Origin of the sequence: Pseudomonas migulae NBRC 103157 (genome assembly GCF_002091715.1) — a bacterium.
GTDB lineage: Bacteria > Pseudomonadota > Gammaproteobacteria > Pseudomonadales > Pseudomonadaceae > Aquipseudomonas > Aquipseudomonas migulae_A.
Window position 1 is genome coordinate 58,206 of record NZ_BDAG01000026.1, and the last position, 26,476, is coordinate 84,681.

Annotated in this window: 23 protein-coding genes and 1 pseudogene; 8 read left to right on the plus strand and 16 right to left on the minus strand. The window is 60.3% G+C overall.

Features of this window, described 5'->3' with window-relative positions:
• Positions 1–335 precede the first annotated feature (335 nt).
• From glsB to PMI01S_RS19335, 3 genes are all read left to right on the plus strand, one after another.
• Positions 336–1,244, plus strand: a complete 909-nt coding sequence (gene glsB, locus PMI01S_RS19325; RefSeq protein WP_084321686.1) for a glutaminase B — start codon at positions 336–338, stop codon at positions 1,242–1,244.
• An 84-nt stretch (positions 1,245–1,328) separates the two neighbouring features.
• Positions 1,329–2,831, plus strand: a complete 1,503-nt coding sequence (locus tag PMI01S_RS19330; RefSeq protein ID WP_084321687.1) for an aldehyde dehydrogenase family protein — start codon at positions 1,329–1,331, stop codon at positions 2,829–2,831.
• A 74-nt stretch (positions 2,832–2,905) separates the two neighbouring features.
• Positions 2,906–3,256, plus strand: a complete 351-nt coding sequence (locus PMI01S_RS19335; protein ID WP_084321688.1) for a BON domain-containing protein — start codon at positions 2,906–2,908, stop codon at positions 3,254–3,256.
• Positions 3,257–3,311: 55 nt separating this feature from the next.
• Here the strand turns inward: PMI01S_RS19335 and PMI01S_RS19340 are convergent, their stop codons facing one another.
• Positions 3,312–3,971 (minus strand): carbonic anhydrase, encoded by a 660-nt coding sequence (locus tag PMI01S_RS19340; protein WP_084321689.1) that lies wholly within the window; start codon positions 3,969–3,971, stop codon positions 3,312–3,314.
• A 60-nt stretch (positions 3,972–4,031) separates the two neighbouring features.
• Positions 4,032–4,499 (minus strand): cyanase, encoded by a 468-nt coding sequence (gene cynS / locus PMI01S_RS19345; protein ID WP_084321690.1) that lies wholly within the window; start codon positions 4,497–4,499, stop codon positions 4,032–4,034.
• Between the two features lie 121 nt (positions 4,500–4,620).
• Here cynS and cynR point away from each other — a divergent pair, with 121 nt between their 5' ends.
• The gene (gene cynR / locus PMI01S_RS19350; protein WP_084321691.1) at positions 4,621–5,520 is read left to right on the plus strand and encodes a transcriptional regulator CynR; all 900 of its coding nucleotides are present in this window, start codon (positions 4,621–4,623) and stop codon (positions 5,518–5,520) included.
• Here the strand turns inward: cynR and PMI01S_RS19355 are convergent.
• The 5 genes from PMI01S_RS19355 to PMI01S_RS19380 form a co-directional block, all read right to left on the minus strand.
• Positions 5,506–5,808, minus strand: coding sequence for a hypothetical protein (locus PMI01S_RS19355; RefSeq protein WP_084321692.1), 303 nt, complete (start codon positions 5,806–5,808; stop codon positions 5,506–5,508). The two genes, cynR and PMI01S_RS19355, sit on opposite strands and share 15 nt — an antisense overlap.
• A 120-nt stretch (positions 5,809–5,928) precedes the next feature.
• Positions 5,929–6,258, minus strand: coding sequence for a hypothetical protein (locus PMI01S_RS19360; protein WP_031319009.1), 330 nt, complete (start codon positions 6,256–6,258; stop codon positions 5,929–5,931).
• Positions 6,259–6,773: 515 nt separating this feature from the next.
• Complete coding sequence (locus PMI01S_RS19370; protein WP_084321694.1) at positions 6,774–7,283, minus strand: GNAT family N-acetyltransferase; 510 nt, start codon at positions 7,281–7,283, stop codon at positions 6,774–6,776.
• A gap of 52 nt (positions 7,284–7,335) precedes the next feature.
• The gene (locus PMI01S_RS19375) at positions 7,336–9,285 is read right to left on the minus strand and encodes a DNA topoisomerase III (protein ID WP_084321695.1); all 1,950 of its coding nucleotides are present in this window, start codon (positions 9,283–9,285) and stop codon (positions 7,336–7,338) included.
• A 227-nt stretch (positions 9,286–9,512) separates the two neighbouring features.
• A complete protein-coding gene (locus tag PMI01S_RS19380; RefSeq protein WP_084321696.1) occupies positions 9,513–11,741 on the minus strand; it encodes a C1 family peptidase in 2,229 nt (742 codons plus the stop codon).
• A 317-nt stretch (positions 11,742–12,058) separates the two neighbouring features.
• Here PMI01S_RS19380 and PMI01S_RS19385 point away from each other — a divergent pair, with 317 nt between their 5' ends.
• A complete protein-coding gene (locus PMI01S_RS19385; RefSeq protein WP_084321697.1) occupies positions 12,059–12,427 on the plus strand; it encodes a DUF427 domain-containing protein in 369 nt (122 codons plus the stop codon).
• Between the two features lie 36 nt (positions 12,428–12,463).
• Here PMI01S_RS19385 and lldD read toward each other — a convergent pair whose 3' ends face one another.
• From lldD to PMI01S_RS19405, 3 genes are all read right to left on the minus strand, one after another.
• Positions 12,464–13,618: an FMN-dependent L-lactate dehydrogenase LldD gene (gene lldD / locus PMI01S_RS19390; RefSeq protein WP_084321698.1), complete on the minus strand. Its 1,155-nt coding sequence runs from the start codon at positions 13,616–13,618 to the stop codon at positions 12,464–12,466.
• 520 nt (positions 13,619–14,138) lie between these two features.
• Positions 14,139–15,761: an MFS transporter gene (locus PMI01S_RS19400; protein WP_084321699.1), complete on the minus strand. Its 1,623-nt coding sequence runs from the start codon at positions 15,759–15,761 to the stop codon at positions 14,139–14,141.
• 206 nt (positions 15,762–15,967) lie between these two features.
• The gene (locus tag PMI01S_RS19405; protein WP_084321700.1) at positions 15,968–17,614 is read right to left on the minus strand and encodes a GMC family oxidoreductase; all 1,647 of its coding nucleotides are present in this window, start codon (positions 17,612–17,614) and stop codon (positions 15,968–15,970) included.
• A 121-nt stretch (positions 17,615–17,735) separates the two neighbouring features.
• On the opposite strand from PMI01S_RS19405, the gene PMI01S_RS19410 reads away from it, so the two are divergent.
• Entirely contained in the window at positions 17,736–18,632 is an 897-nt protein-coding gene (locus PMI01S_RS19410) for a LysR family transcriptional regulator (RefSeq protein ID WP_084321701.1), read from the plus strand.
• A gap of 90 nt (positions 18,633–18,722) precedes the next feature.
• Here PMI01S_RS19410 and PMI01S_RS19415 read toward each other — a convergent pair whose 3' ends face one another.
• Both PMI01S_RS19415 and PMI01S_RS19420 read right to left on the minus strand, forming a co-directional pair.
• Complete coding sequence (locus PMI01S_RS19415; RefSeq protein ID WP_084321702.1) at positions 18,723–19,823, minus strand: DNA alkylation repair protein; 1,101 nt, start codon at positions 19,821–19,823, stop codon at positions 18,723–18,725.
• Positions 19,824–19,956: 133 nt separating this feature from the next.
• Positions 19,957–21,765 carry a monovalent cation:proton antiporter-2 (CPA2) family protein gene (locus PMI01S_RS19420; RefSeq protein WP_084321703.1) on the minus strand — a complete coding sequence of 603 codons (1,809 nt, stop codon included), beginning with the start codon at positions 21,763–21,765 and terminating at the stop codon, positions 19,957–19,959.
• Between the two features lie 187 nt (positions 21,766–21,952).
• Here PMI01S_RS19420 and PMI01S_RS19425 point away from each other — a divergent pair, with 187 nt between their 5' ends.
• The gene (locus PMI01S_RS19425; protein WP_084321704.1) at positions 21,953–22,258 is read left to right on the plus strand and encodes an RcnB family protein; all 306 of its coding nucleotides are present in this window, start codon (positions 21,953–21,955) and stop codon (positions 22,256–22,258) included.
• Between the two features lie 24 nt (positions 22,259–22,282).
• Here PMI01S_RS19425 and PMI01S_RS19430 read toward each other — a convergent pair whose 3' ends face one another.
• The 3 genes from PMI01S_RS19430 to PMI01S_RS19440 all read right to left on the minus strand — a co-directional run bounded on the left by PMI01S_RS19430 (position 22,283) and on the right by PMI01S_RS19440 (position 24,825).
• Positions 22,283–23,356 carry a diguanylate cyclase domain-containing protein gene (locus PMI01S_RS19430; protein ID WP_084321705.1) on the minus strand — a complete coding sequence of 358 codons (1,074 nt, stop codon included), beginning with the start codon at positions 23,354–23,356 and terminating at the stop codon, positions 22,283–22,285.
• 84 nt (positions 23,357–23,440) lie between these two features.
• A complete protein-coding gene (locus tag PMI01S_RS19435) occupies positions 23,441–23,764 on the minus strand; it encodes a protealysin inhibitor emfourin (protein WP_084321706.1) in 324 nt (107 codons plus the stop codon).
• Entirely contained in the window at positions 23,761–24,825 is a 1,065-nt protein-coding gene (locus PMI01S_RS19440; protein ID WP_084321707.1) for a M4 family metallopeptidase, read from the minus strand. The genes PMI01S_RS19435 and PMI01S_RS19440 overlap by 4 nt, the downstream gene beginning before the upstream one ends.
• A 144-nt stretch (positions 24,826–24,969) precedes the next feature.
• Here PMI01S_RS19440 and PMI01S_RS19445 point away from each other — a divergent pair, with 144 nt between their 5' ends.
• Positions 24,970–25,308, plus strand: coding sequence for an FKBP-type peptidyl-prolyl cis-trans isomerase (locus PMI01S_RS19445; RefSeq protein ID WP_084321708.1), 339 nt, complete (start codon positions 24,970–24,972; stop codon positions 25,306–25,308).
• A 129-nt stretch (positions 25,309–25,437) separates the two neighbouring features.
• Here PMI01S_RS19445 and PMI01S_RS19450 read toward each other — a convergent pair.
• Positions 25,438–26,468, minus strand: a pseudogene (locus tag PMI01S_RS19450) (D-cysteine desulfhydrase family protein).
• Between the last annotated feature and the right edge of the window lie 8 nt (positions 26,469–26,476).

A 26,476-nucleotide genomic window follows, 5' to 3' on the forward strand; every position in this document is an offset into this window, starting at 1 on the left:
CTGAGCCAATCGACAGGCACATTTCATCAATCGGGTGTATCTGCGATGTGTCTTCGGGGTGGGGTTATATGGCTGCGGTGTGTCAAGGTCGGGGTTGTACACACTCTGATACGTAACCCCTGAAGTTTTTCCGGTCCTCCACAAAATCCTGTAGGAGCCGGCTTGCTGGCGAAGGCGTCCGTTTTGGCGATAAATGTGTCGACTGACCCACCGCCATCGCCAGCAAGCCGGCTCCTACAGTCGCATTCCAATTCACAACTGTGATCCGCTGCCGACCGCCAGCGTCTAGCGTCAGTGTCCCCGCAATCCCATGGGGCGAGACTTCGGAACCCGGCATGCAAGCGCTGTTGAACGAGATCCTTGACGCAGTTCGTCCCCTGATTGGCCAGGGCAAGGTGGCTGACTACATTCCCGCCCTCGGCACCGTGCCGGCCAACCAGTTGGGTATTGCGGTGTATGGCAATGATGGCGAACTGTTTTGCGCCGGCGATGCCCATACGCCGTTCTCCGTGCAGAGTATTTCCAAGGTCTTCAGCCTGGTGCAGGCCATCGACCATTCTGGCGAAGCCATTTGGCAACGCCTGGGCCACGAGCCTTCCGGCCAGCCGTTCAATTCGCTGGTGCAACTGGAGTTCGAGCGCGGACGCCCGCGCAATCCGTTCATCAACGCTGGCGCGCTGGTGATTTGCGACATCAACCAATCGCGTTTTGCCGCCCCGGCGTTATCGATGCGTGATTTCGTCCGGCGTCTGTCGGGCAACCCGCAGGTGATGGTGGACGGCAAGGTCGCCGAGTCCGAATACCAGCACCGTGCGCGCAACGCCGCCATGGCCTACCTGATGCAATCCTTCGGCAACTTTCATAATGATGTCGAAGCGGTGTTGCGCAGCTATTTCAGCCATTGCGCCCTGCGCATGAACTGCGTGGACCTGGCCCGGGCGTTCTGCTTCCTGGCCAACGATGGTTTCTGCAAACACAGCGGCGAGCAGATCCTCAGCGCTCGCCAGACCCAGCAGGTCAATTCGATCATGGCCACCAGCGGCCTCTACGACGAGGCGGGCAACTTCGCCTATCGCGTCGGCCTGCCCGGCAAGAGCGGCGTGGGCGGCGGGATCGTCGCGGTGGTGCCGGGGCAGTTCACGGTGTGCGTCTGGTCGCCGGAACTGAACAGCGCCGGCAACTCACTTGCAGGCATGGCGGCGCTGGAGTTGCTGAGCCAGCGGATTGGCTGGTCAGTGTTTTGAGCGATTCGAGCGGGTGGGGTTAATGACGCTCCAGGAAATTTGCTATACATTTTCCGACCGCCCCTTGCATGGTGAAACCGTTTCATGTCTCTCGCGCTCGAACGTCTAATCGCTGGCACGCCAATTCCTTTCGCTGGTAACCGCGTCACTGTGGTCAGCCCCGAACTGGCCTTGCGCTTTCAGCCCGGGGACCACCTGCTGGTGGAGCAAGTCAGCGGTGAGTTGCTGCTGATTCCCGTTGCGGACCAGAAAGCGGCGGCGGTAGCGATCGAGCGGGCCGAAGCGGCATTTACGGCGATGTCCGCCGTACCGGATCAGGCGATCAGTGAGTTCTTTGATTGCTTTGCCCGGCGCCTTGAAGATCAGGACTGCTGGGACTTGATCGAGGCTGCCAACCTCGCCGACATCGAGTGGGCCAAGTCTCGTGGACGCTCGACCACGCGGTTGCTGGCCGATGAGCGCATGCGCCGCGACATGATCGCGGGCCTCAGGGCCTGGCGCGATGCGTCGGCCACGCGTGGCAAAGTGATCAGTTGCGTCGAGCATGACGGCTGGAAAGTCGAGCAGGTGGTTTCGCCGCTGGGTATTGTCGCCTTCGTCTTCGAAGGCCGGCCGAATGTCTTTGCCGACGCCGCTGGCGTGTTGCGTACCGGCAACACCGCTGTGCTGCGCATCGGCAGCGACGCCCTGGGCACGGCGAAAGCCATCGTCACCCATGCGTTGAACCCGGCATTGAGCGACGCCGGTTTGCCGGTAGGCGCGGTGTCGCTGGTGGAAAGCGTCAATCACGCCGCCGGTTGGGCGATGTTCGCCGACCGGCGCCTGTCGCTGGCGGTGGCCCGTGGTTCGGGGCGTGCCGTCAGTCAATTGGGCAGCATTGCGCAGCAGGCCGGCACCGCCGTCAGCCTGCATGGCACCGGTGGCGCCTGGCTGATCGCCGACAAGGACGCCGACGCCCAGCGCTTTGCTGCCGTCGTGCGCAATTCCCTGGACCGCAAAGTCTGCAACACCCTGAACGTCTGCCTGATTCACCGCGACCGCGCCGCCGAACTGGTGCCGCTGTTTCTGCACGCCCTGAAACAGGCCGGTGCCGCTCGGGAGGAAGGCTGCAAGCTGCACATCGTCGAGGGCAGCCAGCCGTTCGTGCCTTACGATTGGAGGAACGCAACGGTCGAGGTCTGCCGCGCCGAAGGTTATCAAACAGAAGCCTTGGTCGAACCACTGCCCGAAGATCAATTGGGCCGCGAGTGGGAATGGGAAGAAACCCCGGAAGTCAGCCTGAAGATCGTCGACGACCTGGACAGCGCCATCGCCTTGTTCAACCGCTACAGCCCGCAATTCACCGTGTCGTTGATCAGTGAAAATGCCGAGGCCCAGGACCGTTTCTACAACGCGGTCAACGCGCCGTTTGTCGGCAACGGCATCACCCGTTGGGTCGACGGTCAATACGCGCTGAACAAGCCCGAACTGGGGCTTTCGAACTGGGAGAGCGGCCGCCTGTTCGCTCGCAGTGCGATTCTCTCGGGAGATGGTGTGTTCACGATTCGCAGTCGCATGACGCAGACCGATCTGTCGGTCAAACGCTGAGTACCCCCGACCGCAGGCGCAGGCCGCACTATAATTTAGGGTGTCTGCGTCTGTGTTTCGAAAGAGGGGCCGTCATGAAAAATCATTCCTTAGAGCATTACTCTCATCAACTGGGAATAATCGCGCACGACGCGTGGCTGACTGCTCGGGTGAAGTCGGCCCTGGCGTTGGCCGATCCTCCCCTTAGTCTGCAAGTCCATGTCAAAACACTTGCAGGAACGGTGGTGTTGAGTGGTCGCGTCAATACCCATAAACAGTGTGAGCAGGCCGTTGCGCTGGCCCGCACGGTGAATGGTGTCAATGAAATCGATGCCAGGGAATTACTGACTCACGTGTTCACGCCCGGAAGCGTTCCAACACCGCCGAACGCCGAGGAAAACCCGGAGATCCGGCCATCATCGTCAGGCAAGCCGGACGACAAATGAAGCTGGATGCAGCGCTTCCGTGAACCGGGGGCGCTGCATCGGGTGCCGACATGGATCAAGCCGCTTCCATCGCTTTGCCGTTCATGGCGCAGGTGGTCGGGTGTTCGACCAACGACACGAACGTGCGGCTGTTGGCATCCAGCGCATCGATCGAGCCGGTTTCAATGTCGTAGACCCAACCGTGCAGGTTCAGCAGGCCTTTTTCCTGAGCCAGCCGCACACTCGGGTGGGTCTGGATGTTGGCCAGCTGGGCAATCACGTTTTCCCGTACCATCGAACTCACTTTCGCCGCGTCGCTGGCGTGAGACCGGGATTCGTTGATCACTTTCGCTGACTCGGCGTGTTGCAACCAGGCGCTGACGGCGGGCAGGTGGTCCATGCATTTGCACGAAGCGACGGCGGTCATGGCGCCACAGTCCGAATGGCCGCAGATCACGATGTCGGTGACCCCCAGTACGGCAACCGCGTATTCGACCGTGGCCGATACACCGCCCGGGTGCGGGCTGTAGGAGGGCACGATATTGCCGGCGTTACGGATCACGAACAGTTCGCCGGGTTCTTGCTGGGTCAGCAGTTCCGGCACGACACGACTGTCGGAACAGGTGATGAACAACGTGCCGGGGTGTTGCGTAGTGGCCAGGTGTTTGAACAGGTCGGTGCGTTGCGGAAAGGCTTCCTTCTGGAACTTCAAAAAACCTTCGATGAGCGTTTTCATTGCAATGTCCTCATGAGTGAGTCGGGTTTGGCCCGCACAACGGTGCGGGCCGATATCCACTTAGAAAGGACGCAGTGGCAGGAATTTGCCGTCGAGGGTGATCACGGCTCGGGAGCCGCCTTCCGGGTCTTCGACTTTCTTCATGTCGAGCTTGAAGTTGATCGCGCTGATGATGCCGTCGCCGAATTGTTCATGAACCAGGGCTTTCAAGGTGGTGCCGTAAATCTGGATCATTTCGTAAAAGCGGTAGATGGTCGGGTCGGTCGGGACACCCGAGAGGCTGCCGCGCAGCGGGATGATCTGCAGACGGTTAACGGTGTCGGCGTCCAGGTCGAGTTTTTCGCCAATCACTTTGGCGGCGGCTTCCGGCAGTGGATGTTGACCGAGCAGGGCGGCGGTGACGTAGGCGAGGCCAAGGCCGGTGCCGTCGGTCAGGTCCTGCCAGGACAGGTTTTTACGCGCCTTGGCGTCGAGGATCGACGTGGTCAGGGCCAGACTCGGGTCGTTGTAAGCGTGGGACTGTTGCATGGGGTTTCTCCTGTCGGCGTGGTGTTGCTTGGGTGTGAAGCCATCTTCTGCCGATTGATTCATAGCGTCCAAGATCGATCTACAATGCGTTGCATAAGTCCTGCCTATAGGTTGAATCCTGATGCTGCTCCGACATTTGCGTTATTTGCTGGCTGTCGCCGACCACGGCGGTTTCACCCGTGCTGCCGAAGCGTTGCACGTGTCACAGCCAACCTTGTCGCAACAGATCCGCCAACTGGAAGAGACCCTGGGGGTGAGTCTGTTCGACCGCACCTCGCGCACGGTCAAGCCGACTGACGCGGGCGAGGCCTACATCGAGTGCGCAAGGCGGGTACTGGTGGAGCTGGAGGCGGGCAAACGGGCGCTGCATGACGTGAAGGATTTGTCCCGCGGAACGTTGCGGCTCGCGATGACGCCGACCTTCATGGCGTATCTGGTCGGGCCGTTGGTGCGCGACTACGTGGCGCGGTATCCGAACATCCACCTGCAGATTTTCGAGCTGTCGATGGATGACATCGAAGCCGGGCTGCTGGATGACTCACTGGACATCGCCATTGCGTTCAATGAGGTCAGGAGTGCCGACATCGAGTCGATCCCGGCCTTTACCGAGACGCTGGGGGTGATGGTGGGGCGGGATCATCCGTTGTATGAAAGCCCTGTCGCGTTATCCGCTGAAGCCGTGGCTCAGCTGGAGTTTGCGTTACTGGCGCCGGACTTCGTCACCCGCACCCGTATCGATGAGTACTTCGCTCAAGAGCAGATCACGCCAAAAGTGGTGATCGAGGTGAACTCGGTGAGCACGTTACTGGAAGTCATCCGGCACACGGCCATCGCCACCATCCTTCCGGAGGCCATCGCGACTCAGGAGCGCGCGTTGCACAGGATTCCTTTGCAGGGTGAGGCCCCCAAACGCGGGGCTGCGCTGCTGCGGCGCAAAAACAATTATCACAGTGCGGCGTCGGTGGCCTTTATGGAACTGGTATCGGGAGCAGCCGAATCGTCGAGCTCAGTCATCCACTGACTCGCACACACCATTGGGGGCCTTGCCGATGGAGGTCACGGTCACCGAGTCGTCATCGGCCAGGACGATGGACAGCGTAATGCCGGAGCCCTTGGCTTCGAAGCGGCGATCGTTGATGGCTTTGGTTTCGGCTTCCTTGTTGTTGATCAGCACCGGCCCGTCCTGATCCGCCTGGACGAGGAACTTGCCGGGGCACTCCACCACGAAGGACGGGACGCCCGTGACGCTGTTAGCCTGAGCAGCACTCGTCGTCAGCAGCAACAGCAGGAGTTTCAGGTTGATTTTCATCGCAAGTCTCCAGAGACCAACAGCGGATACGTTTAACGATAGCTTTGTTTGGCACAGTGGAGACAAACAAAAAGGCCCCGCTCGAATATTCGAGCGGGGCCTTTTTATTGTGTTGGATTATCAGTAGAACCGGTCAATCACCCGAACTTCATTCTGGTTCTGCATCGAGGCCCAGGCCTGTTTCAGCGTTTGCAGAACATTGCCGATGAAGTCCTTGTCGGCTGCGGCTTTCTTGCCGACATAGCCTTGGCCGCGACGGTACATCTTCAGTCGGGCCAGCAGGTTCTGGTTGTTCTGGTCGAACTCGGCTTCATGGGCATGCGGCGACAGGCAGTCGATATGCACCTGGCCCGACTTGCTGATCCACAGGATATGGCTGTCGTGGCTGTCTTTTTGCGCAGCGAACATACGAGCCAGTTCATCGATGGTGGGTTGATTGTTCAGATTCATATAAAGCCCCTTGACCATTTGGTGATCTTTCAAAGTTGATTCGCTAATACAGGTAGCCCATCGGTTAGTTGATCCCTGGCACCGAAACCAGGACGTCAGCGGTCGGCCGTCGAAATGACGGGGTCTCGCGTCTGTTGCATGTAGTCGTGTTGAATAACTGCTACGCAATAGCGTCACAACGAAGAGAAGCAGCGATAACCTTCGGGCCACTACCGACGTTTTCAGGGTCGGCCACAAGCTTCATGAGGATTGATCGCCAGCGCTTCTCGTCCTTGTACTGGACGTTCGGGCCAGGTCAGCTTCTTCAATCTGCCTTGTGGGCAGCGTGTATCCGGGAAAAACAGCTCGGCGGTCAGACGAGCTTGCTCAAACATGTTGCCGTACTCCCGATCGGGGAGATGTCTGCATCATGCAAGGGCAAATCGGAGGCGTCAACGGTTTTGTAGTGATTATTTTCAAGCACTACATATTGTCGGACAAAGCTGTTTGGAATGAGAAAGCGGAACCGGAAAGCGTCACTCAGGACGATGGGGGGGTGTGCTTTGGAAGCGGTAAAAGGTGCAGGGGAAATCGTTCACCGGCTGCTGATGCCGTGTGTACTCACCGCCGGTGAGATCGTCAATCACGCTCGCCCAGAACAAACGCGCGGGCTGATTGGCGTCGATGTGCAAAATCTGCCATTGACCGGGGAGCTGGCTCAAGAGGGTGGAAGCGACAAACGTCGCGACACCTTGGCCACGAAAGCGGCGGCTGATGAACAGATAGCCAATGTTGTACTCGGCCCCGGGAAGGTGGGTGTGATCGTCCACGGTCACGAAACCGGCCAGTTCCCCATCGACCTTGATCAGAAAGGGGCGGGTGGCAGGGTTTCGCCAGTAATCCTGTTGGTCCTGGATATTGAAGAAACCATTTGCGCCGAGTTTCAGTGGCAGCCATTCACTGAAGTCGTGCAGATAGAACTGCATCAGGTTTTCAATGGTTTCCAGTTCATCACGCTGTGCGGCGTGCAGTTCAATCGAGGGCATGCGGGGCGCTCCTGATGTCACCGGTTCTGATGAACAGTAGACCATCGCTCGATCACGCCTTGCTTGCCGGTTTTGCCGCGCGCTTGCTAGCGGTCGCGGGTTTGCGCTTGGTCGGTTTGCGTTTGTTTTTCCATGGCGCGGCACTGCGCCCGGCAGGGCTTGCGGGGCCGCTGATGGTCAGGCTGAGGCCGGCACAGCGGGCAACCTGCTTGCTCATCCACGCGGCTTGTTTGGTGACGAACTCTTCCAGGCTCATTTCGCCGCTTTGCACCATGTCCAGCGCCTGTTCCCAGATCGCCGTGGTGCCCGGATCGGCAATGGCGCGTGGCACCGCATCGATCAGACTGAAAGCGGCCGGCGTCGCGGCCAGGGCCTTGCCGTTCTTGATCAGGTAACCACGGTCAAGCAAGCCCTGAATGATCGAGGCGCGGGTGGCTTCGGTGCCGATCCCGGTGGTGTCCTTGAGCTTTTGCTTGAGCAGTGGATCTTCCACCAGTTTGGCGACGTTCTTCATCGCCTTGATCAGGTCACCTTCAGTGAAGGGTTTGGGCGGTTGGGTCCAGAGGTCCTTGAGCTTCACGTCGTCCACCGCGCATTCACGACCTTCAGTCAGTGTCGGCAATGTTTGCGGCACCGGTGCTTCGCGGCCCTTGGCCGGAGCGAGGGCCTCGGGCAGGGCGCGCTTCCAGCCAGGTTCGATGATCTGCTTTCCGACGGCGCGCAAGGCTTCACCGGCACAGTCGAAGTCGGCCTGGGTCCGGTCGTATTCATGATTGGGCAGAAACTGCGCCAGATAGCGCGCCCGGATCAGGGTGTAGACCGCGCGCTGCTTGCCCGCCAGCCGATCAAGGTTTTTTGCCGCGGCAGTGGGGATGATGCCGTGGTGAGCGCTGACTTTCGCATCGTTCCACGCCCGTGAGCGTCGCTGGGGCTCCAGGTGATCCTGCAAGGCGTTGAGGGCCGGATCAGCCTGCCTCAACGCTGCCAGAATACCTGGCGCTTCGCTGTGTTGACTGACCGGCAGGTAGCCACAATCGCTGCGCGGATAGGTAATCACCTTGTGGGTTTCGTAAAGCGCCTGGGCGATATCGAGTGTTTCCTGAGCGCCGAGGCCAAGTTTCTTCGAGCAGACCTCCTGCAAGGTGCCCAGATCGAACGGCAACGGTGCCACTTCTCGCATCCGCTCGGTGCGCAGCCTGATCACCCGGGCACTCGCCGCGCTGCCAATGGCTGCCGCCGCGTGTTGCGCCAGCGTCTGGTTGAGGCAGCGATCCTGATCGTCACACGCGTCGGAGGCTGCACGCCACTGGGCGGTGAATGCGGTGCCATCGTGCAGCAGTTGCACGTCGATGGCCCAGTAAGCCACCGGGACGAAATCGGCAATGCTACGGTCGCGATCCACCACCAGCCGCAGGGTCGGCGTTTGCACCCGGCCGACCGGCAACACACCCTGATAACCGGACTGGCGCCCCAACAGCGTGAACAACCGGCTCATGTTCATCCCGATCAGCCAGTCGGCCCGTGAGCGGCCCAGTGCCGAATGATAAAGGCTGAACGTCTCCGCTCCCGGTTTCAGTGCCGCCAGCGCCTTGCGGATCGACGCATCGTCCAGCGCCGACAGCCACAACCGCTGGATCGGTCCGCGATAACGGCAATGCTCCACCAGTTCCCGGGCGATCATTTCGCCCTCACGGTCGGCATCGGTGGCGATCACCAGGTCATCAGCCTCGCCGAGCAAGCGCTTGACGGCTTTGTATTGACTGGCAGTGCGCGGTTTGACGGTCATTTTCCATTTGTCCGGAATGATCGGCAGATCCGCCAGCACCCAGCGCTTGTAGCGTGCGTCATAGGCATCCGGCGGTGCGGTTTCCAGCAGATGGCCGATGCACCAGGTCACTGTGACGTCCGTTCCCAGCCAGCAGCCGTCGCCGCGACGCCGGGCGCCGAGCACGGCCGCAATGTCTTTGGCCTGGGAAGGTTTTTCACAGAGGTACAACCGCATAACCACCATCGTTCATCAGCTGCCGGGAGGTGCACAGAATGGCGGCTGATGAGCGATGGAGCAATCTTTATCTGTATGGATGTACAGCTCGTGCATTTCGATTCATTGCAACGGCGTCAATCATCCCCCTGCAGGAGCGAGCTTGCTCGCGATGACCGACAGAGCGCCGCGGTTCGTCATGTGCCCCGCATTATCGTTCACGTCCATCGCGAGCAGGCTCGCACACATCAGTAGTTCAGGTTAACCACCGGCTGCGCGAGTCTGGCGCCGGGTGCCAGTCGAAGAATGGTCAGCAAAACACTGGTGATGATGTTGATGTCATTGTCGAACCCACCGTGAGAAGTGTCCGCCTTGACGCCCGCGCCGTAGTTCATCTTTGGTTCGTTGAAAATATGCAGGGTTTGCGCGAATGCGTCTGGCAGCCCGCGACCGGTTGTGGCGAAACCGCTCGGAATGCTGTTGCCCCAGTAAAAGCGGTTCCATTGTTCGGTCATGTTTCGGGCCGCAATGTTCCATACCGCCAGATCGGGGTCGCTGAAGTTCTGGCAGTTCCCGTCGAGGCTGCTGGCCATGCCCAGCAGTGGCATGCGTTGCAGTTCTTCATAAGCCCGGGAAACCAGGTAGAGCAGTGATTTGTGGTAGGCGCCAATGACGTTATCCGTCTGTTCGCGCTGGTCGGACATCAGGTAAATATGGAAGTCCTTGCGCTTGAGCCCGCCGTCTTCGATGACTTTGCGGTAGGTCTGGTTAGCGAAATCGAGGGTGCACGCCGGGGCCATCAGCGTCGATGTCTCGGTCGGCAACGTTCGGGCCCACAACAGGCGGATCAAGTGGCCGTTGATCAACGAGCCGGCAGAATGACCAATCAGGTGCAGCTCGACTTTTTTCGGGCCCAGGTCGTCGACCAGTTTTTTCAGGTTGTCTGCCATCTCCACCAAGCCCCGCGGAGTGAAACCCGTAACGGCAGCGGCTTCGGCGTTCTGCTTCATCTGGCTCCACTGATCGCCACCGAGTTTTTTGGTCGCCAGCTCGACCGTGCGATCAAGGCCTTCTACGGTTTTGTCCTTGATCAGCTTCAATACGTCGCTGACGCCGCCGGCATCAAACACGCCCGGCAGGGTGTCCTGGATGATATCCGCCAATGTTTCCAGCGCTCCGGTGCGCCAGGTCACGAACAGTGGATAGATTCCGTTTTCGAGGAAGTAGGGCGCCATCGCGCAAATCCGGTTGATGGAGTCCTGTTCGGAGTTGAGCCCGCCATGGGCCACAATGGCGATGCGTAATACGGCAGGTTTGCTGGACGCGGGCAGTTTCTCGAACCAGGTGCGTGGCGCTTCGTAGACGATCCGTTTGACTCCCGCCCGGACGTTTTCCACGTCCGTCAGTCGGGGGCCGATGCTGCCGTTGTTTTCCATGACGATGGTCAGGCCGTACGCCTGATCCTTGGTCAGCAGCGCGGGCCCTTTGCGTTCTGAATCGCGGGTGCTGGCGGTGAACAACGAAAAGCCCTCGCGCTTGGCGATGGAGCTCGTCAGGGCGTTGCGAAACGGTGATTGCACATCGGCCCAGGCACGTGACGTGCGCGAGTTTTGGGAGAGCCCGCCATGTTCGATCGGTACGCCGAGGGCCACGGTCCAGGCATCGGTACCGTTGGCCAGCCAGTCTTCGAACGTCAGGATGGCGAACCCCGAAAATCCCCAGTCGGTCGACCAGGAGTTCTGCACGATGAAGCCTTGACTGGTGTAGCCGATCAAGGCAAAGGCATGACCGCCCTGATTGTTTGCCGAGCACTTGATCACAGGCAGTTGCGACATGCTTTCGAACGCCGCCACCGGGCTTTTTCTGCCTTTGGGTCGCATCAGCGCCCAGCCCTGATGCACATTGGCTGAGACGTAAAGCGCACCGGCTTCGTACAGCGCCGCCATCATCGCGGTGACATCGTCCTTCTCGACGCGGTAGTAAACCCCCAGCGGCCGGGTCACGGCATCGGCGGCCCAATTCTCGGCCGGCGCCTCGAACGCCGGGGCCGAACCATCAGGCTTGACGGTGTAGGGCCACAGTTCCTGCGCGCAGACGCCATGTTTGTGCCAGCCTTTCAACGCGCCCCGGCAGCTCGACCCCGAGTAATCCTCGCCGGGCCATTCGTCATACAGTTTGGCCAGATGATAGAGCTGGCGCGGGCTGGTTTTGGTAGACGCGCGGTCCCGTCGCCACAACAGAAAGTTGACCACCGCCGCCAGGCCAAACCCGGTGCACGCGCCTTCGCTGCCCTGGAACAGCACCATGTCTCTGGCCAGATACCCCGAGAGTTCGGCGGCGATGTCTTTGTCGGCGGGCCAGGAGGGCGGTAACGATTGAATGCGTGGAGTGAACAGGCGATCACGCAGATCGAGGCGATCGGGGCGTGCATCGAGGGTGATGATCGTTTGATCGAGGGAAAATCGACTGGCCGGCATGTTGGTGACCCTCAGGTTTCTGAGACTCGAACCCCCACACCACGACGACCTGACTGCGAAGCAGGGATGTCAACGGTGCTATTGATCGTAGACGATATTTCGGTGCAGTTGAGCCGTTGGTCTATTCGCGGGCTACAGACGGATAACCGTCAGGGTTCCCCCGTTCGGCTGTGAAGGCGTCGTGATGACGAAATCTGGGTTATACCTGACACAGTTGTGTTCTCAAGTGTTGGGGCCGCTGCGCAACCCGTCGCGGACATCGGATCGCCGCATCGCACGCTCCTGCAGGTTTATCATCGTCCCGAGGAACGCATTTCATGAAAAGCTCCGGTCCCAGTCCTGTCATCACCATCGCCGAGCAACCCGGCACCCTGCTGGTGAAGTTTCACGATATTCAGGTGGCCGCGTCCACCCGCGCGCTGGTGCTGCTGGAGGCCAATTACCCTCCGGTGTATTACGTCCCGCGGGAGGACATCGACGAGCAATATTTTGCCCGCACCGATCACACGAGCTATTGCCCTTACAAGGGTGACGCGAGCTATTTCAGCCTGCAGGTTACGGGGCATGAGGGGGCCAATGCAGCCTGGAGCTATGAAAACCCGAAGGTGTCGGTAGAGCAGATCAAAGGTTACGTGGCGTTCTATCCCGATCAAGTCACGTTCGAGATTCTGAAAAACGTCGAATGATGGAAAACGCCCTGCAGTGACAGGGCGTTTTTACGATCAGGCTTTCAGCTCACGAACCGCCTGCACCAGCGTGGATTCATCGATCTGAGCAATCGACGTCACCCCGGTCAACGTCATCGCCACGCGCATCTCTTTAGCGAAAATATCCAGCATGTTTTCCACCCCGCGTTGACCGTCGGCGGCCAGCGCGTACGCCATGGAACGCCCCAGCAACACGCCTTTCGCGCCCAGCGCCAGCATCCGCACGACATCGAGACCCGAACGGATTCCCGAGTCGACCAGCACCGTCAGGTCATTGCCCACCGCTTGCATGATCGGCGGGAGTGCCTTGGTGGTGGAGAGCACGCCGTCCAGCTGTCGCCCGCCGTGGTTCGACACCACAATGCCGTCCGCGCCAAAGCTGACCGCGTCCCGCGCATCCTGAGGGTCAAGGATGCCCTTGATGATCATCGGGCCTTGCCAGAAATCGCGAATCCACTCCAGATCGCTCCAGCTGATCGAAGGGTCGAAGTTGTTGGCCAGCCAGCCCATGTAGTCTTCGAGGGTGACGGCTTTGCCGAGGTACTTGGAGATGTTGCCCAGGTCGTGCGGGCGCCCCATGAGGCCGACGTTGAAGGCCCAGTCGGGTCTGGTCATGGCCTGCAAGATTCTTCGCGAAGACGCAAAAGGCCCGGACATGCCCGAGTGTGCGTCCCGGTAGCGCGCGCCGGGCGTAGGCATGTCGACGGTGAACACCAGATTTTTCACCCCGGCGGCCTTGGCTCGCTCCAGGGCATTTTTCATGAAGCCTCTGTCTTTCAGCACATACAGCTGAAACCAGATGGATTGTCGGGTTTGGGTCGCCACTTCCTCGATCGAGCACACCGAGACCGTTGAAAGGCACAGGGGGATGCCTTTGTTTTGTGCGGCTTTGACCGCCTGCACTTCACCGCGACGGGCGAACATGCCTGTCAGGCCGACCGGCGCGAGGATGATCGGCATTGCCAGGGGCTGGTCGAAGAGGGTGGTTTCAAGGCTCAGGGTTTCGACGTTTTTCAGGATGCGCTGGCGCAGGCTGATGCCTGTCAGGTCGGCGCTGTTGGCCCTCAGGGTGTGCTCTGCATAAGCGCCGCCGTCGATGTAATCGAACAGGAATCGAGGGAGTTTGCGGCGGGCTGCCTCGCGGTAGTCGGATGCGGATGAAATGATCATGGTGCCTCGGTCGGGTGAGTGGCGGGGCGATGGGGGCGTGGGGTCAGAGTAGCGAAAACGGCTCGCGTTTGCGGTAATTCTGTTCACTTGAGTAATCGGATAGCGGTTTGATCTCGCGGATGTTCGCGTTCCCCTGTAGGAGCTGGCTTGCTAGCGATGGACGTCCAGACACCACGTTCATTCAGACAGCACGCGTTATCGTCAACGACCATCGCTGGCAAGCCAGCTCCCACAGGGGAACGCGAATGCTTCAAACGACAGGTCGGCCCGAAGGCCGCCTCGGGTGCTGTGGCGGTAGTCGCGCCCCCTCGAGAGGCCGAGCGGAGGTTCTGCGCAGTGGGCAACCCGGCGACGGATGCCGGGTCAGCCGCCCCCAGCCATGGATGGCCGATGGCGGCGGGCCCTCGGAGCAGGGCCGGAAGGAGGGCATGCCGAGCCTTAGCGAGGCACCGAACGAAATGTATGGTCAGCCCATCTTCTGCCCCCCATTCACTTGACCATACCCCATTCAAACCCGAACTCAGTTGGTATCCAGATCCACGTTCTTGGTCTCACGCAAACAGATCATCCCCACCACCAGGCTCACCGCAGTAATCACCACCGGGTACCAAAGCCCGTAGAAAATGTCCCCGGTATACACCACCAACGCAAACGACACCGTCGGCAGAAACCCGCCAAACCAGCCATTCCCGATGTGATAAGGCAGGGACATCGATGTATAGCGGATGCGCGTCGGGAACAGTTCGACCATCAGCGCCGCCAGCGGGCCATAGCACATGGCGGAAATGATGATCAGTGCAACGATCAACGCCACGATCATCGGCTTGTTGATCAGCTGAGTGTCAGCCTGTGAAGGATACCCGGCCAGCGTCACCGCACCACGCAGCGCCGCTTCGTCATAGCCATCGATTTTCACCTCGCCGACGCTGACCTGCACGCCGCTGCCAGCCGGGGCCGCTTCACTGGTGTAAGGCAAGCCCTGTTTCACCAGGAAGGTTTTGACCTTGTCGCACGGGCTGTCAAATTTCGCCTTGCCCACCGGATCGAACTGGAACGTGCAGGTGGCCGGATCGGCCAGCACGATGATCGGTGCCTGACGGCTGGCCTGGTCGATGGCCGGATTGGCGTAATGAGCCAGGGTCTTGAAGATCGGGAAGTACAGCGCGGTAGCCAGCAACAGACCGATCATCAACACCGGTTTGCGCCCGACCTTATCCGACAGCCAACCGAAGAAAATGAAGAACGGCGCGCCGATGATCACGCTGACGATCAACAGGCTGTTGGCCAGTGCCGGGTCCATTTTCAGGAACTGGGTGAGGAAGAACAGCACATAAAACTGCGCCGCATAAAACGTCACTGCTTGCCCGGCGTTGATGCTGAACAGGGCGATCAATACGACTTTGAGGTTTTCCCATTTGCCGAAGGAATCGCGCAGCGGCGACTTGCAGAGCTTGCCTTCCTCTTTCATTTTCACGAACGCGGGTGATTCGTGCAGGCTCAGGCGAATCCAGGTCGAGATGCCCAGCAGCACGATCGAAAACAGAAACGGAATCCGCCAGCCCCAGACTTCGAACTGGTCCCCGGTGAAATAACGGCAACCCAGCACCACGAGTAACGACAGCAGCAAGCCGAGGGTTGCAGTGGATTGAATCCAGCTGGTGTGGAAACCGCGTTTGCCGATGGGCGCGTGTTCCGCGACATAAGTTGCAGCGCCGCCATATTCACCGCCCAGGGCCAGGCCCTGAAGCATGCGTAACACCACCAGAATGATCGGCGCGGCAATGCCGATGCTTGCGTAGGTCGGCAGCAGCCCGACGCAGAACGTCGCGACACCCATGAGAACGATGGTCGCGAGGAAGGTATATTTACGCCCGATCATGTCCCCCAACCGACCGAACACCAGCGCACCGAAGGGCCGCACGATGAAACCGGCGGCGAACGCCATCAGCGCAAAGATGAACGCGGTGGTGTCGTTGACCCCGGCGAAAAACTGTTTACTGATGACCGCCGCGAGGGCGCCGTAGAGGAAGAAGTCATACCACTCGAACACCGTCCCGAGTGACGACGCGAAAATGACTTTGCGGGTATCGCTGCTCGTGTCGACGCTGCGTGTTATCTCCAGAGGCTGTACATGTTCTGACATATCGGTATCCCTCACAGTGATTGTTTTTGTTGTTCCACTGCCGGCGCCTGCCTTGTGGGCGGGTGCCGCTACTGCGATGCATCGGGGTGTAACCCTTGTTGCAGGAGCCGACTTGCTGACGATGTCGGCGTGTCTGGCGACTCTGATGCTGGCTGATCGGTCGCTATCGCCAGCAAGCCGGCTCCTACAATGTCTGGATTGTGAGTTCAGGTATTTGTCGCCAGTTCCATTGGCGGTGTCAGGCTCCTTGAGGGGGGATTGAGGATGAGTTGCGCCGCTTTCTCGGCAATCATCAGCGTAGGCGAACAGGTGTTGCCCGAGGTGATGCGCGGCATGATCGACGCATCGGCGATGCGCAGGCCGGCGATGCCATGGACTTTGAGCTGCGCATCGACCACCGCGTCGGCGTCGTTGCCCATGCGGCAGGTGCCGACCGGATGGAAAATCGTCGTGCCGATGCGGGCGGCGGCTTCGTGCAGTTCTTCTTCGCTCTGCAGGCTGTCACCGGGCAGGTATTCCACCGGTTTGAATGCTTGCAGGGCGGGGGCGGAAACGATGCGCCGGGTCAGGCGTATGGCGTCGGCCGCGACGCGCAAGTCTTCCGGGTGGCTCAAATAATTGGGTTGAATCAGCGGAGCTTCCTGCGGATCGGTCGAACGAATGTCGATTCGGCCACGGCTTTGCGGGCGCAAATCGCAGACCGACGCGGTGAAGGCGGGGAAGGCGTGCAAGGGCTCGCCGAAACGTTCCAGCGACAAGGGTTGCACGTGGTATTCGAGGTTCGCCGAGGTCTGTTCCGGCCCCGACCGGGCAAACGCACCGAGCTGACTCGGCGCCATCGACAGCGGTCCGCTGCGGTCGTAGAGGTAACGCAAACCCATGCCCATCTTGCCCCAGACGCTGCCGGCGATCTGGTTCAGGGTCCGGGCGTTTTCCAGTTTGTAGATCAGCCGCAGTTGCAGGTGATCCTGCAGATTGCCGCCCACGCCGGCCAGCTCATGGACCACGCCGATCCCCAGTTTTTCCAGGAGCGGGCGAGGGCCGATGCCGGAGCGTTGCAGGATGGTCGGCGAACCGACGGCGCCTGCGCAGAGGATGATTTCCTTGCGCGCCTTGAAGGTTTTCGCCTGGCCTTGCCAGCGCGTGCTGACCGCCGAGGCGCGACCGTTTTCCAGCAGCACGCGGTCTACTTCGACGTCCGTCAGCACGGTGAGATTGGCCCGATGGCGGACCGGTTTGAGAAACGCCTTGGCCGCATTCCAGCGAATCCCGGCTTTCTGGTTGACCTGGAAGTAGCCGCAACCTTCGTTGTCGCCCTGGTTGAAGTCGTCGATGCTGGCGATGCCGCGTTGTTCGGCGGCGCTGCGGAAAGCATCGAGAATCGGCCATGAAAGACGCTGGCGCTCGATCCGCCATTCGCCGGCGGCACCGTGAAACGCCGAGTCGCCGGCAAAGTGATTTTCGCTTTTCTTGAACAGCGGCAGGACGTCGTTCCAGCTCCAGCCGGGATTGCCCTCAGTGGCCCAGCCATCGTAGTCGCGGGCCTGGCCGCGCATGTAGATCATGCCGTTGATCGAGGAACAGCCGCCGAGCACCTTGCCGCGTGGGTAACTCAGGGCGCGACCTTGCAGGCCGGGTTGCGCCTCGGTCTTGAAGCACCAGTCGGTGCGCGGGTTGCCGATGCAGAACAGGTAACCCACGGGGATGTGAATCCATGCGTAGTTATCGCGGCCGCCGGCTTCAAGCAGCAGTACCCGGTGTTGCGGGTTGGCCGATAACCGATTGGCCAGCAAACAACCGGCCGGTCCGGCCCCGACCACGATGTAGTCGTATTCATCAAGGGAAGTCTGCATCCCTGACCTCGTATTGTTGTTCTTGTTGTGGGTCATCCTAGTTGTTAGCTTTCGTCAAAAGAATGTTAGTTTTTGCGCAGCCGCTGTGCGTTTTTAAACAGCGTAGCCCTGAGGACGGTTCATGTTCGACTGGAATGACCTGCGGTTTTTTCTCGAATTGCAGCGCAGCGGGCGTTTGCTCACTGCTGCCCGCCGTTTGAACACCACCCACGCGACAGTGGCCCGGCACATCGAGGCCATCGAAAAGAGCCTCGGCACGGCGCTGTTCATCCAGCACGCCCAAGGCTACGAGATGACCCCGGCCGGCGAAGCGTTGCTCAAACACGCCGAGGCGATGGAAAACGTGGCGCTGTTGGCGCAGGAAGAAATCACCCAATCGACGGCGCCGCTGGGCAAGATTCGCGTCGGCGTAACGGAAGGGCTGGGCATCATGTTCCTCGCCAGCCGCATGAACGGGCTGTTCGAACGCTACCCGGGGCTGGAAGTGGAACTGGTGGCGGTGCCACGGTTTGTCAGCATTCTCAACCGCGAAGCCGAGATCAGCATTCATCTGGAGCGGCCGTCCGCCGACATGCTGGTCACGCGCAAGCTCACCGACTATCGCCTGGCGCTGTATGCCAGCCAGGCTTATCTCGACAGGTCGCCACCGCTGCGCAGCCGCGAAGACCTCGGTCGGCATGCCTGGATCGGTTATGTCGACGATTTGCTGTTCAGCCAGGAACTGATGTTCCTCAACAGCTTCTGTCGCAACCCGCAGGTGGTCTTCCACAGCACCAGCGTGATCGCCCAGCAACAGGCGGCGCGCTCGGGCCTGGGGATCGCGGTGTTGCCGTGCTACATGGCCAGTGCCGATCCAGAGCTGGTGCCGTTGTTGCCGGATGAAAGCATCCAGCGCAGCTACTGGATCAGCACCCGTCGCGAGCTGCACAAATCCGTGCGGCTGCGGGTGTTGTGGGATTACGTGGTGGAATTGTGTGAGCGCGAGCAATCTTTACTGCTGGGCCAGAACCCCTTGTAGGAGCCGGCTTGCTGGCGATGGGCCTTTGAATCCAGCATCAATTCTCAGAACGCTATCGCCAGCAAGCCGGCTCCTACAGGGGGCCGCGTTTCAGGGGAGGATTTCGAAGGCAGTGCTGGCCAGCCGTTCGCCGTTCACCATTACGTGCACTGCATGTTTGCCGGCGTAATGCTTGCGAGTCGTGAGTTCCTTGATGTGCTGACCTCGGGCGATGAGTTCGTACGCTTTGCCGGGCAATGTCAGCGCCTTGAGCTTGAAGACCTTCGCAGAAGTGCTGCCGTTGGCCTTGACGTAATCGATGGCGTAATCGATCACCAGTCGCTGGCTGTTCTCGACCGTGGATTTAACGGTAAAGGACAAGGTGATTTTCTCGCCCAGCGCAATCACCGCCGGTTCGACTTTCACGTCCATGATCTCGACCTCGGGCTTGCCACCCGCGCCAATGATCGCCAGTGCTCGCGGGTTGCCCTGTTTGATCAGGCTGCGAAGGGCGTGCCTGGCGATCCACGCGGTGTGCCTGTTGTCCAGCGACCAGCCTTCGATCAGGTCCAGCACCCATTCGGGATGGTCCTTGGTGATGTCGTTCAAGTGGTTGGCCACCGACTTGCGCACATAGAGGCTGTCGTCGGCCTTGAGGTTGTCGAGAATGGCGGCGGCGAGGGTCGGGTCTGCCTGGATCTGCTCCAGTCGAAATGACCACGGCAGACGCGGGCGGCAGCCTTCGCTGGCCAGACGCCGTACGTGTTCGTTTTCGTCCAGCGACCACTCGTGCATCACCGCCAGCGCGCGCTCGAAGTCGCTGCGCAGGAAATAGCGGATCGCGAATTCAGCTGAGCCGAAGGTGGTGAAGTATTTGAGCGCATCCATCGAGTGTTCGAACGCGTGGCCGCCATAGGTCGCGACGTAATGGGGCAGCGAGATGCTGACGAAGCCGCTGTTCAGGCGCGGGGCGAGGGCGCGCAGAACCTCGAGCGACGCTTCATAACTCAACGGCAGGACCGCGTGCAGGCACTCGCTGACCCGGGCCATGCGCTGCATGATCGACAACTCGGCAAGCCCGTCGTTGGCCATTTTCAGGAAGGACCTGGCGTTGAACTCGGGGTAGACCGCGGTCATCTCGGTGGCGATGTGCTGGAGGCGCTCGGCGTTGAAGATTTCCTTGAGGGCAGGGGCGGGTTGGTCAGCGGCCATTGTGGATTCCTTGAAGTCGTTATTTATTCAGATACACCGCGTTATCGTTCTTCGCGAGCAAGCCCGCTCCCACAGGGGAATACATTTCAACGGTGGGAGCGGGCTTGCTCGCGAAGAGGCCCTCACATTCACCTCAACTCTTGCTGGATTCTTCTTCCAGCTGATCCGACTCAAACAGCTTCGCCAGTTCCGCCCTGGCTTCCTGCGCGGTCTGCAACACCTTCGCCGCATCGTCATACACCGCGTGCTGTGCTTCCAGCACCTGTTCATCGTGATGCTTGAAGCGCTTGATCCGCGCATCGGCCTGGGCCTGGGTCAGCCCCAGTCCTACCAACGTGCGCCGGCTCATTTCCAGACTCGAATAATAGGTTTCCCGAATCGCTTCCGCCCCCAGGTCTACCAACCGGTGCACATGCTGGCGGTTACGGGCGCGGGCGATGATCTTGATGTGCGGATACAGCCTGTGCACCACCTCGGCGGTCTTGATGTTGGTGTCCGGGTCATCGGTGGCGATGATGAAATATTCCGCCTGCTCGACCTTGGCCGCGCTGAGGATTTCCGGGCGCATCGGGTCACCGTAGAACACCGGCACGCCGCCGAAGCTGCGCGACAGTTCGATGGTTTCCACCGAGGTGTCGAGGGCCACGAACTTGATGTTTTGCGCGCGCAGGATACGGGCGACGATCTGCCCCATCCGGCCCATGCCGGCGATCACTACGCGGGGGCTGTCGGTGTCGATCTCGCGGAATTTCTCCGGCACCACCACCGGCTGCACCTTCGGGCTGACCAGTCGTGCGCAGATCAGCAACAACAGCGGCGTCACGGCCATGGACAGCGTGATCGTCAGTACCAGCAGGTCATACAGGCGTGGCTCGAACAAGCCCTGATCCCGGCCGATCTTGAACACCACGAACGCGAATTCACCACCGGCAGCGAGCACGATGCCGAGGCGAATCGCACTGACCTTGCCCAGGCCACCAGCCAGTCGGCCCACCACAAACAGCAGCGGCAGCTTGATGGCGATCAGCAGCAGCGTCAGCCCCAGCACCGTGATCGGCGCGCTGAGCAGCAAACTCAGGTTCGCGCCCATGCCGACGCTGATGAAAAACAGTCCCAGCAGCAAACCCTTGAAGGGTTCGATCTGTGCTTCCAGCTCGTGGCGATACTCGGAGTCCGCCAGCAGCAAACCGGCGAGGAACGCGCCCAACGCCATCGAAACGCCCACCAGATCCATCAGCCACGCCGTGCCGATTACCACCAGCAACGCGGTGGCGGTGGAGACTTCCGGCAAACCGGTCCTGGCCACCACGCGGAACACCGGTCGCAGCAGATAGCGACCGCCAATGACCACCACCGCAATGCTGCCCAATACCCGCAAGCCGTGGTTCAAATCCTCGGCCGCGCTGCTGGTGTGATCGCCGCCCGCCAGCAGTGGCACCATGGCGATCAGCGGGATCGCGGCGATGTCCTGGAACAACAGAATGGCAAAAGCCAGGCGCCCATGAGGACTGGTCAGCTCTTTGCGCTCAGCCAGACTTTGCAAGCCAAACGCAGTGGACGACAAGGCCAGGCCCAGGCCGAGTACGATCGCGCTGTTCAGCGATTGTCCAAACACGAACAGCGCCACCACGCCAATCACCGAACCGGTCAGCAGCACCTGCGCCAGGCCGACGCCAAACACCGATTTACGCATCACCCACAAGCGCCGTGGCGACAGCTCAAGACCAATGATGAACAGCAGCAACACCACGCCGAGTTCGGAAATATGGCTGACGCTTTGCGGGTTGCCGATCAGGCCCAACACCGACGGCCCGATAATCACGCCGGCAAACAGATAGCCCAGCACCGCCCCCAGTTGCAGGCGCTTGGCCAAAGGAACGGTGAGCACCGCCGCGAACAGAAACACGACAGCGGCTTGCAACAGGTTGCCTTCATGGGGCATGGGGAAAACTCCAGAACTCGGTACGGCGGGGGGCACAAGGATAAAGGCTGCGATGGCAGGCGTCAGCCCGGTTGGCAATGATTGTATGAATGGCGCGTCGTTGCGTACTTCGCACGCAACAAAAAGGAATGTTTTTTTTCACCCGCAGTCGGACTTCAGTTACCACGACATTACTGGAGATTCACTCATGAACAGCAAGACCCTTATCGCCAGCCTCGCCCTCGTCGCAGGCATCGCCGGTATCAGCCCGATGGTTCAAGCCGATGAACCCCAAAAAACCGTCCAGCCCGGTGTCAACAACACCCGCGAACTGGTGGTCGGCGACCGTGCCCCGGATGTTTACCAGCGCAGCGAGAAGGCCATCGGCAACTGGAAGGCGAAGGGCCTGAGAGCACCGAAGGAACAGGCGCAGTGGGTGCAGATCAATGGCAAGTACATGATGGTGATGATCACCAACGGTACGATCATGGATATCACGCCGGTGGAGCGTTAGGCCGCCAGTGCCACCATTAAGGGGTCACTCAACCCGACTATGACTCAACGTCTGCTCACCCAACCGATACTGATTATTCCCGCTGCGCTTGGCCTCATACATCGCCAGGTCGGCAATATGAATCAAGCGGTCCATGCTCGGCGCATGGTCCGGGAACACCGCGACGCCCAGGCTGGTGCCGATGTGGCGTTGGTCGGTGCCGATGGTCACGGGGGGTGAGAGTTCGACGAAGATTTTCTGGCAGATGCTGCGGGCTTCGTCTTGCAGACTGCTGCCTTGAGGCAGGCCCTGGAGGATGATCACGAATTCGTCGCCGCCGATGCGGGCGACGGTGTCGGTTGAGCGCAGGATCTTTTTCAGGCGTGTGGCGGTGGTGACAAGGACGCGGTCACCGGCGGCATGGCCGTAATGGTCGTTGATGGCCTTGAAACCGTTGAGGTCGACGAACACCAGTGCCACTCGGGTAGCAGTGATTCGGGCCTGCTCCAGCGCCTTGGACAGGCGTTCTTCGAGCACCAGACGATTGGGCAGGCCAGTCAACGGGTCGAAATGAGCCAAGTGCTGCAAGTAGCTGGCGGAGGCTTTTTCTTCGGTGATGTCGCGGACCACGCCCATCATCTTGATCGTTTGATCGTGGTCGTTTTTAACGACATTGCCGGTCTCGCGCAACCAGCGGATGGTGCCGTCAGGCCAGATGACCCGGTATTCCTCGTCATGGTTTTCACCGGTTTCCAGGCAGCGCAGCTCACCGGCCCGCACCTTGATCCGGTCGTCCGGGTGCACGCAGGCGCAAAACAAGGCGTAGGAGGGCGTTACTTCGCCGACCTTGAAGCCGAACATGCCGTAGATCGCGTCCGACCAGTAGAGCCGGTCAGTGTCGACATCCCAGTCCCAGGTGCCGATACGGGCGAAGTACTGGCTGCGCTTGAAGCGTTCAGCGTCGCTGTCCTGATGGATAGTCTGCCGATCCGACAGACTGGCAATCAGCGCCCGATGTTCGGCCAGCTGCTTGCGCAGCAAACGCTCGCGGCAGATCAGCACGATGATCAGGGCAAGCACCAGGGTGCCGAGGGCTGCGCTGGTCCAGACGAAGTTCATTCAAGGGTTGCCATCATGGCGAGCCATCATTACGGAAAGTGTGCGTATGGTAGTTCACACGCCTGCGTTATGGCACTTGTCGCCTTAAAGAACTTCTCCTTTGTCCCACAAATGCACCAATTCCCCCGGCGCTTTGTCCTCGGGCACTTTCAGCACCAGCCGGTCGTCCTGTTCATTGAGGCGGTAGCGCACTTCGATTTGATAGAAGCGCTGATCGCCCTGGCCGGAAGATTCGCGAGTCAGGGGCAGACAACCCTCCAGCAACGTGCAAATACGCGTGCGCTGATCGGGATCACATTGCGCGAATTCGATTTCACGGGGGCGGGTCAGCGTGTGGAGCATCGCGAAACCGCCCTGGCGGGAAAGACTGACAACAGCTTCATCGCCCAATGCTGGCAGCTTTTTCATGAACCCTCCTGACTCGGTTTGACACCCACTTCGGCCCATCCGTGCTCTACCGCTCGGGCTTCGTCGGTGCCGAAACGGTTGCGAGCGTGGGCAACGGTCAGTTGCGCGAATTGCTCGAATGTCGCATCGCCGCCCAAACGTTTGTCGCACAACGTGTCGTACCAGATGCGCCCGGCCTTGTCCCAGGCAAAGCCGCCCAGGGCTTGCGCCACCAGAAAAAACGCCCGGTTGGGAATGCCGGAATTGATGTGCACGCCGCCATTGTCTTCCTGGGTGATGACGAATTTGCGCATATGGTCCGGTTGCGGGTCCTTGCCGAGCAACGGATCGTCGTAAGCCGTGCCTGGATGAGCCATCGAACGCAAACCGACGCCCTTGATGCGAGGCGTCAGCAGGTCGGCGCCGATCAGCCAGTCCGCCTCCGCGGCCGTCTGACCCAGCACGCGTTGCTTGATCAGCACCCCGAAAACATCCGATACCGACTCATTTAGTGCCCCGGACTGGCCGGCGTAGACCAGGCCAGCTTCGCTTTCGATCACACCATGAGTCAGCTCGTGCCCGATCACATCCAGCGAGCGGGTGAAACGCTCGAAGATCTCGCCGTCACCATCCCCGAAGACCATTTGCGCGCCGTTCCAGAATGCGTTTTCGTAATCCTGGCCGTAATGCACACTGCCAATCAGCGCAAAACCCCGATTGTCGATGGAGTCGCGACCCAGCACCTTCCAGAAAAAATCATGACTGGCGCCCATTGCATCGTACGCCTCATCAACCGCGGGGTCGCCCGTTGCTGGCTGGCCTTCCAGGCGCGCAGGCATTCCCGGCAGAAGCATTTTGCCTTGCGCATCATGAATGCTGCGCCGGACCTGGCCGGGTTGAAACGAAGTGGGCAGGATCGCCGCCGCGGCAGAAGGCGCGGGTGAGCCCGGGGTGTGCCGAAGCGTGCGCACGTGGGTCAGCGTGACCAGCGCGCTGGCGCGCTGATGCTCGGACCCGTGGGCGATGATTCGGTTGAGAATGTAAGGCGGGATGAAACTGCGCAATGATCGTGGGTCGGTCATCAGAGCATCCTTTACTGAGCACGAGGTCGATACTCATGTGAGCAGGCGTCAGGGGCTTCGGTTCCATGGATTGCCTTCGGCGCCGAATTCTGCGAAAACCTCCGTCCGCGCCCCGGACCCGGGCGACCGTAAACGAGTAGAAACATGAACGACGAACTGCAAATCATCGACATCGAGCCGGGCGACGGCAAAGCCGCCGTCAAAGGTGCACTGATCACCACCCAGTATCGCGGCTGGCTGGAAGACGGTACCGAATTCGATTCCTCCTACAGCCGAGGCAAGCCTTTCCAGTGTGTGATCGGTACAGGGAGGGTCATCAAGGGGTGGGACCAGGGCATCATGGGCATGCAGGTCGGCGGTAAGCGCAAGTTGCTGGTGCCGGCGCACCTGGCCTATGGCGAGCGCACCATGGGCAAGATCACGCCACATTCGAACCTGATATTCGAGATTGAATTGCTGGAAGTGCTGACGCGGGATGATTGATTGCCGCATCGGCGGACGAATGCGTCGTTTGACAGGGCGCCATCGCCAGCAAGCCGGCTCCTACAGCACAGAACGCTGCAGGAGCCGGCTTGCTGGTGATAAACGATAACGCCGTCAACCTGGCATGCGCTAACCCTGAAACGTCTCTCGATAGGCATACAACCCCGGCGTCCCGCCTGTCATCACGAACAACACGTTGTCACCGTCACGGAAACGACCTTGCCTCAGATCAGCCAACAGGCCCGCAAACGCTTTGCCGGAGTACACCGGGTCGATCAGCAGACCTTCTGCGCGCGCCATCAGGCGCACGGCGTCTTGCGTGGCCTGGGTCGGCAGGCCGTAACCCTCGCCTAACTGACTGCCGTCAATCACGATGTCCTCGGGCCGTACGAGGGCGTTTCTGCCCAGTAAAGCCAGGGTGTCCTGGGTCAGTTTCAGGGTTCGGGTCGCGGACGAATCGCGATCCGATAATACCGAGTAAGACTTGACGACCGATGTGCCTCGGCCCAGCAACTGGAAGCCGGTCGCGAGCCCGGCGTGGGTGCCGGCGCTGCCGTTGGGCACCACGATCTGGTGGAAGGTGAGACCGAGCGCCGTCTCCTGCTCTGCGATTTCCGCCGCGCATCGCGCGTAGCCGAGAGCGCCCAGAGGGGTTGAGCCACCCATGGAAATCACCAGCACCTTGCGTCCCGATTCCCGTAGTTGCGCCGCCCGATTCTCGGCCAGGGTGAGTGAGTCGGTGCCTGCGGCAAGCACTTGCAGCTGTGCACCAAACAACTGGTCCAGCAGCACGTTACCGTTGAGTTCGTAATCCACCTCGGATTTGGGGACCGAGCGGGTGAGGATCAATTCGCAGTCGATGCCCAGACGCGCGCAAACCGCCGCGGTCAGACGCGCATGGTTGGACTGAACGCCGCCCACGGTAATGATCGTATCGATGCCGGCCTTTTGCGCTGCACCGATGTGGAATTCGAGTTTGCGCAGTTTGTTTCCGCCACCGCCCAGCAACATGTGATCGTCGCGCTTGAGATACAGGCGGATACTCCGGGGTTGCAGGCCCAACAGCTGTTCGAGACGCTCGGCGCGCTGAATGGGCGTTGGGCCTTGCAGGAGGTCTGCTCGCGAAAAGCACTCAGGGACTTGTCCAGTTGGGTTTGCATCGATGGCG